The organism is Rhodopirellula sp. UH5 (assembly GCF_056839225.1).
The window spans coordinates 4,914,823-4,929,464 of the sequence record NZ_CM166390.1 but is presented as its reverse complement, the minus strand read 5'-3'; the positions used below and the strand labels follow the sequence as shown (position 1 = coordinate 4,929,464).

The window sequence follows — 14,642 nt, the reverse complement described above, 5'->3', positions numbered from 1 at the left end:
ATTCGTCGTCTCCAGCCGCTGCTCCCGTCGCTTCGGCGTGACGAAGGAGTTACTTTGTGGGCCAAGATTTGAGTGTTCTTCCCCGCCCGTTGCCGGACTGCCCTGTCACCGGCGCATCGTCGCCCGCGCGTTGTCTCCCAACGGGCCCCCACCGACCAAGTTTCCCGTCCTCTGAGTTCCCACCATGAAAACCGGACCGTTCAATCCCAACCTGTTGTCTGAATCTGTCTTTGCCGTGCCACCGTTGGCTCGTGATGCGGACTATCAAATCGATGCGGACGAAAACGAAAAGATCATCCGATTCCTCGAAGCGGGCGGCGTTCGCTCGTTGCTGTACGGTGGCAACGCGGTGCTCTACCACACCAGCCTGGCTGACTTCGACGATTTGCTGGGGATGATTTCCGACTCCGCAGGACCAGACACCACCGTCGTGCCATCGTTTGGCCCGTCTTTTGGAATTGCCTCGGACCAGATCAACATCCTGCAAGAATTTGATTTCGGGACCGCGATGCTGTTGCCTTCTCGCGACATTGTCGATTCGGCAGGCATCGCAACGGGCATCCGAAAGTTGTCCGAACAGTACGGCAAGCCCATTGTCGTTTATCTGAAGCACGACCGATGGTTGTCACCTGACGACCTGAAGTCACTCGACGATGACGGCGTCATCTCATGGATCAAGTACGCGGTTGTTCGCGAGAATCCCGCGGAAGACGACTACCTGCGTGAAGTCCTCGACGTCTTCCCCGCCGAACGAATCGTCAGCGGCATTGGCGAACAGCCCGCAATCATTCACTTGTGTGACTTCGGCATCACCGGGTTCACCAGCGGCTGCGTGTGCGTCGCGCCTCGCAAGAGCATGGACATGCTGGGATCGATCCAAGGCGGCGACATGGAAATGGCGGAATCCATCCGCCAGTACTTCCTCCCGCTGGAAAACCTTCGCGATGGCATTCACCCGATTCGGGTTTTGCACGAAGCGGTCGCACTCGCCGGCGTTGCGAACACGGGCCCGATCCAGCCCATGCTGAGCAACGTTTGCGACGAAACCAAATCGAAGATTCAAGAAGCACTGCGGACGATGAAGGTCATCCACTGAGCTGGCTTGCGTCGCTTTGACAGCAGCCTCAAACGAAGGCTCCTCCACGAAAGACCGTGCGGTCATCCCGCACGGTCTTTTTCATGGACACACCCTTCGTTCCTTCGGTCACAGGCTTCAGCCTGCCTGCACCTGGATGCGTCGGGGCTTGGCTTCTTCGGATTTCGGCAGATGCAGGGTCAGCACACCGTTTTTCATCTCCGCCGTGATCCCAGCTGCATCAATTTTTTCACCGATCGTGAAGCTTCGCTGAAAGTCGCCGACTTCGTACTCCGACTGCAGGTAGGAATCCGGTGCTGCATGGCGCGTGACTGAACCGCGAATGGTCAACAACCGGTTCTCAAACTGGACGTCCAGGTCCGCTGGATCGACACCGGGCAAATCGCCCAACAGCGTCAACTCCTGCTCGCCTTCCCAGATATCAAATCGCGGCGTGAACGTCGTGCCGCGACGGGGGTTCTGGGTGCGTTCTTTGGAACGGGTGTTGGGACCAGCCATGGTGGTCGTCTTGTTTTCTGACCCATTGGAATGGGTCGTCATGGCAGTGCTCATGAGTTTCTCCAATCAATCAAAAAGGGGGGTGGGTCGAGGACGAGCCAACCGATCAGCTCGACTGAACCTCGATTCGGCGTGGTTTGGCAGTTTCACTTTTTGGGAGCGTGATCCTGAGGATGCCGCATTGAAAGTCCGCCGAGACTTGCTCGGCGTCGATGTCGGCGGGCAACTCCATCATTCGATGAAAGCTACCGAACCCACGCTCTTGGCGGTGCCACGTTCCACCTTCCATCTCCGGCGCAGATCGCTCGCCTTTGAGCGTGAGCTGGTTCGCATCGACGTCGATTTCAAGCTGCTCGGTTTCGAATCCAGGCAATTCCGCTTCGACATACACCGTGCCGTCGTCTTCCCAGACATTCAGAGCTGGGAAGGTGATTGCGGACGTGCCCGATGGAACACCGCGAGTGAACAGTCGGTCCATCTCACGCGAAAGGCGGTTCAATTCGTTCCAAGGTTCCCAACGTGTCGCTAACATTTTTGATCCTCCGTTCACACAAGTGTGCAAGCAAAGTTTGTTGAAAGAATCTTGCTCAACGCGGGATGTCAAACTGACAGACGGCGTCGAGCTGGAGCTTCAAAAATGCAACGGGCGTGCCAAATCCCCGCCAAACGAACTCGCATTTCGGAAACCGGCAACGAACCAAACCGTGAACCGGAGCCGTGAATGGAATCATCCACCACGGTTCGCAGACTGGCTACTCAACCTGGCGGAGTTGCAGTGTGTCGATGATCTTTTCGTCGGCCAGAGCGTTGGTGATGACCCCCAACCAAACGCCTGGTTTGCACCAACCACTTTCCTTCAGGACATCCAACGCGTTGGTGATCGTTTGATCGTGATCCTCCGAAAACTCCATGAAGAACGGCTCCACACCCCAAGGCAGCATCAGATGATGAAACGTGTGTTCAACGTCGGTGAAGGCAAAGATTGGCACGCCACGAGGCCGGAGCGCACCGAGCACATAGGCCAAAAAACCGCTGCGGGTGAAGACAACGACTCCCGAGTCGCCCATTTCCTGCGCCAACGTGCATGCCGATCGCAGCATCATTGACTTTGGCTCACGGAGCACGATCTTCGAGTTCAATTGACGGCTGACGGTTGGCTCGATACTGGCAACGATGTTTTGCAGCACACCGACGGATTCCAGCGGGTATTTGCCCGTGGTGGTTTCCCCGGACAGCATCACTGCATCGGCTTGTTCGCGAATCGCGTTGGAAACGTCAGACACTTCCGCGCGGGTTGGAACCGGGGAATGAATCATCGACTCGAGCAAGTGCGTGGCGATGATGACCGGTTTGCCATCTTCTTGGCAGGCACGAATCAGCTCGGTTTGAACGAGCGGCAGGCGGTGGTAATCGATTTCGACGCCGAGGTCCCCGCGGGCGACCATGATGGCATCGGATTGCCGGATGATCGCCTTCATGTTGCGAACGCCAGCTTGGTCCTCGATCTTCGAAATGATGCGGGCGGGCGAATGGTGCTGGACCAAGAACTCTCGCAGTGAGTCGACGTCCGCCGCTTGGCGAACAAACGACAGTGCAACGAAGTCGATGCCCGCTTGGATCCCCGCGACCAAGTCCGTTCGGTCCTTGTCCGTGATCGCAGGCAAGTTGACTTGGACACCGGGCAGGTTGATGTGCCGGCGAGAGTCCAATTCACCGGTTGTGATCACGCGGCAGCGGACCGTCGTGGCGTCCTTGCTGACCACGTGCCAGTGCAGCAATCCGCTGTCGACCAAGATGGTGCTGTCCAAATCAATCGCCTTGGGCAGACCGGGATAGTTCACGCTAACCCGCGGCGTTCCATCGGACTCCACCGCCGATTGGTCGGGACAGTCTTCGGTGAACAGCACCAGCTCATCACCGGTCTTCAGATCGATCGGTGCAGCGACCGCACCGGTTCGAATCTCAGGGCCTTTCACGTCCATCATCACCGCAACATGACGGTCAATCTGCTTGGAGACCGCTCGAATTCGGGCGACGATTTCGCCGACCCATTCGGGAGTTCCGTGAGCCATGTTGAGCCGCATGACATCGACACCCGCTTCGATCAACGCCGCCAATTTTTCGGGGGACTCGGTTGCTGGTCCGATCGTGGCAATGATTTTGGTGTGACGGTAGTCCTGCACGGTTGCGTCTCAGTGAGCGGAAAAAGAAGGGACGAGGCGGCGAAGTGTCGCGGGCAACGGCCTGACAAACAAGCTACCGAGCCGACAACGGACCGCATCCCACCGATGGCGGCTCAGTTGGTTGCATTTGCCTCCATTCCGTTCACCAGCCACAATGGCGAGCAGTTCCCCAGCGTCCGTCAATTTGGATTTGGCACGATGTCCCCTCTTGAAATGCAACCCACGTTCTCTATGGACTTTCCGGTCCCATCCGACGCGATGGTGGCGGGGGTCCGCACGGCCATTGCCACCCTGGGCCCCACCACGCGAGCTGTCGCGGCGGGCAAGTGCCTGGAAATCGCTCCGCCACGGAACGAAACTCGGTTTTGGTCCCCGCACCTGTCGATCCAGTTCAGCGATGTGCGTCCCGAGTCGTCTGGGAACGCGGAATTGCCCCACCTCAGCGACCATTCGGTGCCAGCAGGGGCCTCGCCGGACAATGCCTCGGACGTGAACTGTCAGCTGTTTGGCCGGTTCTCGCCGAGACCTGAAATCTGGACGTTCTGCATGTTTCTCTATTTTGCCATGGCATTGATCCTGTGTGGCGGATTGCTGATCGCATACGTGCAGTGGAGCCTCGGTGCCTCGATGACGGGGCTGTGGATGGTGCCAATTTCTCTGTTGGTGATCGTCGGCCTGCACGCAGCGAGCTTGATCGGACAAGGTCTGAGCCGCCATCAGATGATCGAGTTGCGGCAGCAGTTGGACCAGATTTTGGCGTTGGCGGCCCCAGAAACTCCCACTGCGGAACGCCCCGCCTTGTCGACGGCAGACCAAACGCCGACGATGCGGGTCGAAATCACGTCCTGATCTTCCTCCATCTCCTTCCCCGCTGACCCCCTGGTTCCATGAGCGTTGCTGACTCCAGTGCTGCCGATTCTGTTGCTGCCCCGGACACTGCCGACACGTCATCGTCCGCCGGTGCGTTTTCGCCTCCGGGATACTACGACGCGTTGGCTCAACAGGTCCTCGACGGCACGCCGATCACGCGTGAGCAAGCGCTCGGAATGCTGGAAGCGTCTGACCTGGATGTGCCCGCGATCATCTCGGCCGGCTATCGAATTCGCCATCAGCACTTTGGCAACACGGTTCAGCTGTACTTCTTGATGAATGCCAAGAGCGGATTGTGCCCTGAGGATTGCCACTACTGCAGCCAATCCAAGGTCTCCGACGCGCCCGTCCCCAAGTACAACATTCTCAAACGCGACGCGTTGATGGATGCCGCCAAAGTTGCGGCAGAGCGAGGTGCCAAGACGTACTGCTTGGTGATCTCCGCTCGCGGGCCAAATGAACGCGAAATGAAAGCGGTCGAAGCGATCGTTCCCGAGATCAAACAGAAATACGACTTGGACATCTGCGCCTGCTTGGGCTTGCTGGATGAATCCCAAGCGGCACGGCTGAAGGCCTGTGGTGTCGACCGAGTCAACCACAACCTGAACAGCAGCGAATCGCATTACGAAAAGATCTGCACGACACACACCTACGAAGACCGCGTTCAAACGCTGCGTCACGTTCGCGATGCGGGCATGGAAATGTGCAGCGGTGGCATCATTGGCATGGGCGAATCCAAGTCCGACATCGTGTCGATGGCGTTCGATCTCAACGAACTCGGGGTGCAATCGATTCCCGTCAACATTCTCAATGCGATCGACGGCACGCCGCTGGAAGGCACCGAGGCTCTGACGCCTCAAGACGCGCTGAAAGCCCTGGCGATGTTCCGGTTCGTGAACCCGGATCGTGAACTACGAATCGCCGGCGGTCGTGAACTGCACCTGCGTCAGCTGCAACCCATGGGACTGTACGTTGCCAACAGCGTGTTTGTGGGCGATTACCTGACAACGCAAGGTCAAGCACCTCAAGCAGATTACGACATGATTCGCGACCTCGGTTTCGATGTCACCGGTTCGTGCGAAGAGATGAGCGTCTGAGGTGGAAACCACCACTCGTCGTTCACGATTGCAAGGCGTTTTCGAAACGGATGATCCGGTTGCCATCGTCACGGGCAGTGGTTCACCGCGAGTCGGACGTGTCATCGCGGAAGAGCTGTCGCGGCGTGGATGCCATGTGGCCCTGCACGCCAACACCAGCGTTGACGAAGCGGAGCAAGCCGCCTCGCAGTGGCAACGACAATTCGGCCGAGAAGCGATTGTGACGCAAGGTTCACTCGAAGAAGACGCGACCTGCGATGCGATCATCGATCAAACGCACCAGCACTTTGGCCGGCTCGACATCCTGGTCAACAGCGCTGCGATCTGGACCCCCACACGATTGGAAAACATCACCGGGGACGAGATCCGGCGGTACTTCCAAATCAACTCCGTCGCCTCGCTGTTGTGCGCTCGCGCCGCCGGTCGTCACATGGTCACGCAGTCCCGTGGTGGCTGCATCATCAACCTGGGTGACTGGGCCACGGTGCGACCTTACGCGGAACACGCCGCGTACTTTCCCAGCAAAGGGGCGATCGAAGTCATGACTCGGTCGTTGGCGGTGGAACTCGGAGCCAACAACGCAAACATTCGAGTCAACTGCGTGCAGCCAGGCCCCGTGCTGCTGTCCGAAGATGTCACCGCAGAGACCGTGAAAGAATTGGCCGACAGCACGCTGGCTCGGCGAGTCGGCACGCCAGAGGAAGTCGCTCACGCGGTTGGCTTCTTGTGCGAAAACACATTTGTCACCGGAGTCTGCTTGCCGGTCGATGGCGGCCGCAGCGTCTTCGCCCCCGACGGACTTCAAATTGGCCGCAACACCGGCTGAACCCAGCCGAAGTTGGAGCGTTGTGACTTCGCCCCAGAGACTCGAAAACGAGCGGTTCGAAAACCCAGCGATTTGAACCCTGCAACACGGACGCACCCCCATCCAACGGACTGAACCGACATGACTGAACCAAAACCTGCCGCCAACTTGAAACCCGTGGAGCTGTACACCGATGGTGCCTGCAGCGGGAACCCTGGACCGGGTGGTTGGGCATTTGTGTTGCGATGCCCACGGACGCTGAAAGAGATCCAGCGTTCAGGCGGCCAACCGCACACAACCAACAACCAAATGGAATTGATGGCTGTGATCCGTGGACTGGAGGCTCTGAAACAACCCTGCGCTGTCGCTCTGTACTCCGACAGCAAATACGTGGGGCAGGGGATGTCGAGCTGGATGGCTGGCTGGAAGAGCCGCGGTTGGAAACGCAAAGAGGGTTCCAAACTGGTTCCGGTCAAGAACGTCGAACTGTGGCAAGAACTCGATCAGCAGATGCAAGACCACGTGGTGACCTACCATCATGTCAAAGGTCACGCCGGGCACACCGAAAACGAACTGTGCGATCAATTAGCGGTCGCGGCGTACCAGCAGTATCTCTAACACTGGCCGCACGCGTAAGATAAGCCAGTTGCTCGCGGCAAACGTTAGAAGTCAAAACCGCGGGCTGGCTCTCGGTTGGTGTTCTTGGTCTGGTCAGTAAGGTTGTCATGTCGCAAAGGAAAGTCGTTGTCGTTGGAGCCGGCCCCGGTGGGTTGGCGTCGGCGATGCAGCTCGCCGCAGGCGGTTGCGACGTGACCCTCTTGGAACGCCGTGGGCAAGTCGGCGGCCGGACGTCGGCCATCGAAATGGATGGTTTCCGTTTTGACTGCGGCCCCACGTTCTTCCTGTACCCACGCGTGCTCGACGAGATTTTTCACTCGACCGGGCACGACTTGATGGAGGAGGTCCCGATGGAGCGATTGGACCCTCAATATCGACTGACATTCGGTGGGGGCGGCCAACTCGATTGCACTCCCGACATGGATGAGATGGATCGTCAGATCGCTCAATTTTCACCGCAGGACGTTGGGCAACTGAAGCGGTACATGGACGACAACCGGATCAAGCTCGAAAAGTTTCGTCCGATCTTGGAGTCGCCATTCAATTCCGCGATGGACGTGATGAAGCCGTCCTTGTTGGGCGCGGCCAAGCACCTGCATCCGTTCCGAACCCTGGGCAAAGAACTCGAACGCTACTTCAGCGACCCACGACTCGTGATCGCGTTCGCATTCCAGTCCAAGTACCTCGGGATGTCACCGTTCAATTGCCCGAGCCTGTTCAGCATCCTGTCGTTTCTTGAATACGAATACGGCGTCTTCCATCCCATTGGTGGCTGCAGCCGCGTGAGCGAAAGGATGGCGGAACTCGCCGAACAAATGGGTGTGAAAATCCGACTCGATGAACCCGTCGAGTCGATCGAAATGGAAGGTCGTCGAGTTCGTGCGCTGCACACCCACCACGATCGCTACGACGCCGATGCGTTTGTCGTCAACGCCGACTTCGCGGACTGGATGACCAAGACCGTTCCCAACGCTTCCCGCAAACGTTGGTCGAACGAACAGATCGCCAAGAAGAAATTTTCCTGCAGCACTTACATGTTGTACCTGGGCATTGAAGGTCTGTACGAAGACCTACCGCACCACAGCATCCACATCAGCAAAGACTATAACCGCAACCTTCGCGAAATTGAAACGGATCATGTGCTCAGCCAAGATCCCTCGGTGTATGTCCAAAACGCGGGCGTGACCGATCCAACCTTGGCGCCCGCCGGACACAGTTCGTTGTACGTGTTGGTCCCAGTCACACATGACACCGAGAATGTTGACTGGTCCAAAGAAGCCTCCGGTTTTCGCGAGCTGACGCTGGACAAGTTGGGCGAGCTCGGCCTGACCGATTTGCGCGACCGGATTCGGGTGGAGCATCAAATCACGCCCGACGATTGGCAGAGTGACTACGCGATTTACAAAGGGGCCACGTTCAACTTGGCTCATAACTTGGGCCAAATGCTTCACAAGCGACCTCACAATCGTTTTGAAGAACTCGACGGCGTTTACTTGGTCGGCGGCGGCACGCATCCGGGCAGCGGTCTGCCTGTGATCTATGAATCCAGCCGGATCAGTTCCCGACTGTTGCTGCAAGATCTGGGGATGGACACGGGCTTCATGGACGAAGCCGCGCGTGGGGTCCCACCTCGTCCTGAGTCGGCCTCTCCTATCGCTCAACCCGCCACGGTTTGAGCGTTCCGCCGCAGGAGTGGCATCCGTTTCCAGACCGTGTGATTCACCCACAGACTGGAAGCCCACGCACGCTCCTTCGCGAAAAACGGAAATGCCAACAGGACCCGACAAAGCAGATAGAATCGTGGCTCTGAATTCGCATCCCCACCCCATGCGTCCACCACGAGCCCCACGTGAACATCTCAACACCAATTCGACGCGAAGCGAGCCTCTTCGCGGTCACTGCATTTTGTATCGCCGCCTGCTTCGCTAGCCTTTGGACTGGCATGACAACGATCTCCTCGGCTCAGGAACCTGGTTCCGCAGCAGCTCACCCCCAGGCTCATGCTCACAACGACTACCTGCACGAGCGTCCGCTGCTGGACGCCCTCGACAACGGATTCCGCAGCGTCGAAGCAGATATCTTTTTGGTCGAAGGGGACCTCTGGGTCGCGCACTCCACCTCGGAACTTTCCGCCGAACGGACCTTGAAAGCGTTGTACCTCGATCCACTGCGGCAACGCATGCGATCGAGCGCCCAGGCGGATGGCTCTTCGGACTCTTTTAAAAGCGTCGAAGGCGATGGCCTGCCCGTCACGTTGCTGATCGACCTGAAGTCCGAGGGGGAGTCCACCTATCGGGCGCTCAACCAGCTGCTTTCGACCTACGACGACGTGTTCACGCATGTCGATTCCGAAGGAGTGCATCGCCGCGGCGTCACCGCCATCATCAGTGGCAACCGCCCGATCGAATTGGTCCGGACGGAATTGCCCCGGTTTGTTGGCGTGGACGGCCGACTTGGTGATTTGGAAGGTGATTACTCAGCCGACCTGATGCCGTTGATCAGCGACCACTGGGGCCGCAATTTCAAGTGGCGTGGGAAGGGTGAGCTGCCCGAGGCCGATCGTCAAAAGCTGAGCCTGATTTTGGAACGAGCTCACCAGCAAAATCGCCGCGTCCGCTTCTGGGCAACGCCCGATCATCCAGCTGCTTGGACAGTCCTCCACAACGCGGGAGTCGACCTGATCAACACGGATGACCTCCAGGGCCTCAACAAATTTCTGCAATCACAATCCAAGTGACCCAGATTGGAAGCCCGTTCCGCTTGAAGTCCAGCACCTCCCTTGCCGACACCCCAATTCCACCCACTTGAGGAAATCTGGGTTCCACCGTCGAACCGGCCTGATCGGCGAGATTCCTTGGCCGACGAGTAAAATTGCGTGTCTTGGGACTTTGGAGGCGTAAGGTGGATGAATACGCCGCACGAAGCATGCATAATGTGTATGTCTCCCCATCGTCCCACCTTCCTCTTCCTTCCATAGGCCCGCCATGAAACCTGCCCCAGCTTCCTCCGCCCGTGCCTCGCGAATCAGTCGTCGTCAGTTCACCGCGACCGGAATCGCGGTCGGGGCGGCCGTCGGTGTTCACACCAGCCGGTCCGCTTCCGCCCAAGCCACCTCACCCAGCGAAAAACTCGGCGTGGCGATCTGCGGCGTCAACAGTCGCGGCGGAGAACACATTCGCGGATTCGACAAAGACCCTCGCACCGAAATTCGAGTGTTGGTCGACATCGATGAAAAAGTCGGCAACAGCCGTGCTGACAAAGTCGCCGATTTGCAGGGACTTCGCCCCAAAGTCGTCAAGAACTTTCGCGAAGCCTTGGACATGGACGACGTTCAGATCCTGACCAGCGCCACGCCCAACCACTGGCACGCGTTGATGGGTGTCGAAGCGATGCAGGCAGGCAAAGACGTCTACATCGAAAAACCGATCAGCCACAACATTCACGAAGGACGGGCGCTCGTCGCCGCCGCTGCCAAGTACGGCCGCATGTTCCAAACTGGAACCCAGTGCCGCAGCAGCTCCGGCTGTCGCGAAGGCATGCAGTTCTTGGCTGATGGCGGAATTGGCGAAGTCAAACTCGCTCGCGGCCTGTGCTACAAACGGCGCAAGTCGATCGGTCCTTTGGGCGACTATGAAATCCCCGCAGGCGTCGACTTCAATCTTTGGAGCGGACCGGCGTCCTACACCGATCCCAAGCTGACGCGTCAACGTTTCCACTATGACTGGCACTGGCAGCGTCACTACGGCAACGGCGACTCCGGAAACCAAGGCCCTCACCAAACCGATGTGGCTCGCTGGGGACTGGGACTGGAACGCCATCCCAACGCCGTGCTGAGTTATGCCGGTCGACTGGGCTACCAAGCCGAACGCAAAGACCCCGATTACGTCGATGCAGGCGACACCGCCAACACGCAAGTTTCGATCTACGATTACGGCGACAAAACCATCGTGTTTGAAACACGTGGGTTGAGCGTCGACGAATCGGCTGATCAAGAAATCAACGAGTTGTTCGGTTACAGCAAAGGCAACAAGATCGGCGTCATCTTCTACGGGGAAGACGGTTACCTCGTGCAGGGTCCCAGCTACAACCGCTGCGCCGTGTTCGACAAACAACGCAAATTGGTGCGTGAGTTCAAAGCGACATCGAACGTGGGAGACGACCACTTTGCGAACTTCCTCGATGCGGTACAGTCTCGCGATGCCTCGACGCTGCATGCGGATGCACGCTGCGGTCACCTGTCCGCCGCGATCGCTCACCTGGGCAACATTTCGTACTACGTTGGTCAAGAAAACCGGGTCGATCCCAAAACGATCTCCGAGTCACTCGCGAAAATTTCGTCGTTGGATGACGATCAAGCCACACTCGACCGAACGCTGCAGCACCTCCGGGACAACAACGTCGATCCGGAAAAAGAGCAGTTGTCGCTCGGCCCCGTGCTGAAGTTTGATCCTGAGGCGGAAACCTTTGTCGACAACGACAAAGCCAAAGCGATGGAAACTCGCGAGTACCGCGATGGGTTCGTCGTTCCCAGTGCGGCTGACGTTTGATTTTCCAAACCTCGCGCAACGGTCCCTGATGTGAACGAAGCTGAAACGATTCGATATCACGCCGCCCACAACGGGCGGCCCGCAGAACTGGATCTGCTGGATCAAACCAAGTTGCCTGGAACGCTGACGCGTTTGGTCTGCACCACGGTTGACCAAACGCACGATGCGATTCAACGATTGGTCGTTCGCGGTGCGCCGGCCATCGGCATCGCTGCGGCCTACGGGGTCACACTGACCCCGGTCAGTGTGAATGCCGACGCGAGCCTGCCAGAAGCGCAGACTCGGTATCGACAAACGATCGATCACCTGGCGACCAGTCGCCCCACGGCGGTCAATTTGTTCTGGGCCCTGGATCGCATGCGGGCCATTGTCGATGGGTTTTCCGGTCAGGTCGCCGAACTCCGCGAGCGATTGGTCGCGGAGGCGGTTCGCATTCACGATGATGACCGGCAAATGTGCCGGTCCATCGGTCGACACGGCGCGACGCTGTTGGCCGATTGCCAACGCGTTATGACACACTGCAACGCAGGGGCGCTGGCCACCTCGATGTGGGGAACGGCTCTGGCACCGATCTACCACCTGCAAGAATCGGGTCACACACTGCAAGTTTTTGCCGATGAAACGCGACCATTGCTGCAGGGAGCCCGACTGACGGCCTGGGAACTGCATCAAGCCGGGATTCCCGTGACGGTTTGCACCGATTCGATGTCAGGCAGCCTGATGCGGCAGGGGCTGGTCGATGCCGTCATCGTGGGCGCCGACCGAATCGCGGCCAACGGGGACGTCGCGAACAAAATCGGCACCTACCCTCTGGCGGTGCTGGCCAAGCACCACAACCTCCCGTTCTACGTCGCGGCACCGACGAACACCTTCGACCCGGAACTGGAATCAGGCGATTTGATTCCGATCGAGCAACGCGACGGCGACGAGGTCTCGTACCCCTGCGGAACCGACTCACCGCGACAAACTCCCGAGGGTGTTGCGGTGGTGAATCCGGCGTTTGACGTCACGCCGGCTGATTTGGTGACGGCATTGGTCACTGAAAAAGGCGTGATTCCAGGCCCCAACACCGAAAAAGTCCTGGCTCATCTGCGTGCGTGACCAAACGTGTCACGCCCCAAGCTGATACTACTTGTGTGGACGAGAGACTCAGTTGTCTCAGGGTGAGACGGCCTCTCGTTTTGAAATGAGTTTGGTGAGACATCCATCACCTGGTGGATGATCGATCCGAATCAGATCGGTTCTCAAATCGATTTGAGATGCAATTTTTGAGCGCGAGCGAAATTATTGCGAAGATTCGGTGGTTTGGGCGAACTTTATGGCGCAGGTATTGCTCATTAAAGTTTCCACAGGAAGCGAGTTGCTTCCTGTTGCAAACGGGTTCGGCATCGGCCCTCTCACAACAGAGAGGTTGATCTTGAACGACCAACACTTGAAACGATTTTCAAAACGCAAAAGTATCCCTCCGGGAAAGGATTCAGAAATGTTGGTACTCAGTCGAAAAGAAGGCGAAAAGCTGGTCATCGGTGACAACATCGTGATCACGGTCAATCGCATCGCTGGCAATCGCGTCGCCATTGGGATCGAAGCTCCACGAGAAGTTTCGATCGTCCGTGGTGAGTTGGACAAAAAGGAGAGCGTTGCTCCTGTTCAGCAGCACAAAGCGGGTGCTCCGAACTCTGCGGTTCTGGAACATGACATCGCTGTCGCGGGTCAAGCCGAACGTTGAATGCCGCTTTCTCACACTGGATCCCAGTCCGCTCTCGCACCCTGCCTGCATGTTCTTCGGAACACGTCTGAGGATGAGTGAACGACAGACGACGATGGATCAACTCCATCCATGAGTCCCGCAACTGTGCTTTAAGGGACCAGTGTGAACCTGCGGTTGGTGCGAAATCGCTCACCGTGTGAATCCGGCCTTCGGATCCTCCGAAGAAATTTGGCAAAAAATTCAGTCTCGAAGGCGCCCCCCATTCGAGAACCTCCACGGCCTTGCGCTCAACCAGCCCGCCGCTTTGGTGAACTTGGAACCCCGCCAATCATGCTGCTCCAATGCGGCGTTGGCCATCAAGCGGGATAAGGACTGATCCGGCTGATCGTCAGATGGCCCGAAAAACAGCGTTCCACATCGGTTCCCGACGTCCTGGGGCGTCCATGAAAGTCCGATTGGATCCGAATCGGTTGCTGACTCGCAAACCCGACTGATCCACTCGCAATTTGAGACGTGCCGTCGCTCTCGGTGTGCCCCGTCCGCGTTCCGGCTCGCTTCATCGGTTGCCGCTCCACCTCGCAGTCGAAAACGGGTGGCATCTCTGTCGCGGGATCGATTGCTGGCAAGTTGACATTCCACAGCTGCCCTGGCTGATGCTCGTCGTCCTCCCTCGTCAACCTCGAAGCGTCACGCCCAGGGGCCGGAGGGTATCCGACCAACGGGATGTCGTTGAAAAACGAATCCAACACCGGCCGCAGCCAACGCCCCGTGTGATCCCATGTCTTGGGCACATCCGGTCGGCGATAGTGCGACACCGCCATGCTGTGAACGCCGTGCAGCGCCGCTTCTCGAGCCGCGGCAAACGTTCCGCTGACCAACAGATCGACCCCCAGGTTCGCCCCCGCATTGATTCCTGAAAAAACCACCGAAGCGTGGGGACACAGCACCGTCATCGCGGAGCGAACGCAATCCACGGGCGTCCCGTCCACCGCGAACCATCCGGTTTGTGTCTCGGTGACGGTGAGGTCGCGGGTTGTGGTGACGCTGTGACCGCATTCACTGCGACCTCGATCCGGCGCGACCACCGTGATCTCATACCGGTCCGCGTTCCCGGTCGCACGAATCCACTGCGTGATCGTGCGGTGCATCGCGAGCAAACCGGGAGCATCAATCCCGTCATCATTGGTCAAGAGAATCGCGTTGCGTTTCATCAATTG

Annotated in this window: 14 protein-coding genes; 10 read left to right on the top strand and 4 right to left on the bottom strand. The window is 58.2% G+C overall.

All coding sequences use genetic code 11. The features are described from left to right. The first annotated feature begins 184 nt into the window (after positions 1 to 184). Complete coding sequence (locus UH5x_RS17410; RefSeq protein WP_482633161.1) at positions 185 to 1,096, top strand: dihydrodipicolinate synthase family protein; 912 nt, start codon at positions 185 to 187, stop codon at positions 1,094 to 1,096. A 117-nt stretch (positions 1,097 to 1,213) separates the two neighbouring features. Here UH5x_RS17410 and UH5x_RS17405 read toward each other — a convergent pair whose 3' ends face one another. The 3 genes from UH5x_RS17405 to pyk all read right to left on the bottom strand — a co-directional run bounded on the left by UH5x_RS17405 (position 1,214) and on the right by pyk (position 3,777). Further along, positions 1,214 to 1,594 (bottom strand): Hsp20/alpha crystallin family protein, encoded by a 381-nt coding sequence (locus UH5x_RS17405; protein ID WP_482636012.1) that lies wholly within the window; start codon positions 1,592 to 1,594, stop codon positions 1,214 to 1,216. A gap of 106 nt (positions 1,595 to 1,700) precedes the next feature. Further along, positions 1,701 to 2,126, bottom strand: coding sequence for an Hsp20/alpha crystallin family protein (locus tag UH5x_RS17400; protein WP_047816721.1), 426 nt, complete (start codon positions 2,124 to 2,126; stop codon positions 1,701 to 1,703). Between the two features lie 220 nt (positions 2,127 to 2,346). After that, positions 2,347 to 3,777, bottom strand: coding sequence for a pyruvate kinase (gene pyk / locus UH5x_RS17395; protein WP_482633160.1), 1,431 nt, complete (start codon positions 3,775 to 3,777; stop codon positions 2,347 to 2,349). A 105-nt stretch (positions 3,778 to 3,882) separates the two neighbouring features. Between pyk and UH5x_RS17390 the strand changes: the two genes are divergently transcribed. From UH5x_RS17390 to UH5x_RS17350, 9 genes are all read left to right on the top strand, one after another. Next, the gene (locus UH5x_RS17390) at positions 3,883 to 4,626 is read left to right on the top strand and encodes a hypothetical protein (protein ID WP_047816517.1); all 744 of its coding nucleotides are present in this window, start codon (positions 3,883 to 3,885) and stop codon (positions 4,624 to 4,626) included. A gap of 38 nt (positions 4,627 to 4,664) precedes the next feature. Next, a complete protein-coding gene (bioB, locus tag UH5x_RS17385; RefSeq protein WP_047816516.1) occupies positions 4,665 to 5,744 on the top strand; it encodes a biotin synthase BioB in 1,080 nt (359 codons plus the stop codon). A gap of 1 nt (position 5,745) precedes the next feature. Next, positions 5,746 to 6,570, top strand: a complete 825-nt coding sequence (locus UH5x_RS17380; protein WP_482633159.1) for an SDR family NAD(P)-dependent oxidoreductase — start codon at positions 5,746 to 5,748, stop codon at positions 6,568 to 6,570. Between the two features lie 120 nt (positions 6,571 to 6,690). After that, positions 6,691 to 7,167 (top strand): ribonuclease HI, encoded by a 477-nt coding sequence (gene rnhA / locus UH5x_RS17375; RefSeq protein WP_047816514.1) that lies wholly within the window; start codon positions 6,691 to 6,693, stop codon positions 7,165 to 7,167. 107 nt (positions 7,168 to 7,274) lie between these two features. Further along, the gene (locus UH5x_RS17370) at positions 7,275 to 8,843 is read left to right on the top strand and encodes a phytoene desaturase (RefSeq protein ID WP_047816513.1); all 1,569 of its coding nucleotides are present in this window, start codon (positions 7,275 to 7,277) and stop codon (positions 8,841 to 8,843) included. Positions 8,844 to 9,109: 266 nt separating this feature from the next. Then, on the top strand, positions 9,110 to 9,904 hold the full coding sequence (locus tag UH5x_RS17365; protein ID WP_482633158.1) for a phosphatidylinositol-specific phospholipase C/glycerophosphodiester phosphodiesterase family protein: 795 nt from the start codon (positions 9,110 to 9,112) through the stop codon (positions 9,902 to 9,904). Positions 9,905 to 10,151: 247 nt separating this feature from the next. After that, the gene (locus tag UH5x_RS17360) at positions 10,152 to 11,714 is read left to right on the top strand and encodes a Gfo/Idh/MocA family protein (RefSeq protein ID WP_047816511.1); all 1,563 of its coding nucleotides are present in this window, start codon (positions 10,152 to 10,154) and stop codon (positions 11,712 to 11,714) included. A 30-nt stretch (positions 11,715 to 11,744) separates the two neighbouring features. Then, entirely contained in the window at positions 11,745 to 12,815 is a 1,071-nt protein-coding gene (gene mtnA, locus UH5x_RS17355; protein WP_482633157.1) for an S-methyl-5-thioribose-1-phosphate isomerase, read from the top strand. Positions 12,816 to 13,197: 382 nt separating this feature from the next. Beyond that, complete coding sequence (locus UH5x_RS17350; RefSeq protein WP_047816720.1) at positions 13,198 to 13,443, top strand: carbon storage regulator; 246 nt, start codon at positions 13,198 to 13,200, stop codon at positions 13,441 to 13,443. A gap of 338 nt (positions 13,444 to 13,781) precedes the next feature. Here the strand turns inward: UH5x_RS17350 and surE are convergent, their stop codons facing one another. After that, positions 13,782 to 14,636 carry a 5'/3'-nucleotidase SurE gene (surE, locus tag UH5x_RS17345; protein WP_482633156.1) on the bottom strand — a complete coding sequence of 285 codons (855 nt, stop codon included), beginning with the start codon at positions 14,634 to 14,636 and terminating at the stop codon, positions 13,782 to 13,784. Positions 14,637 to 14,642: the final 6 nt, after the last annotated feature.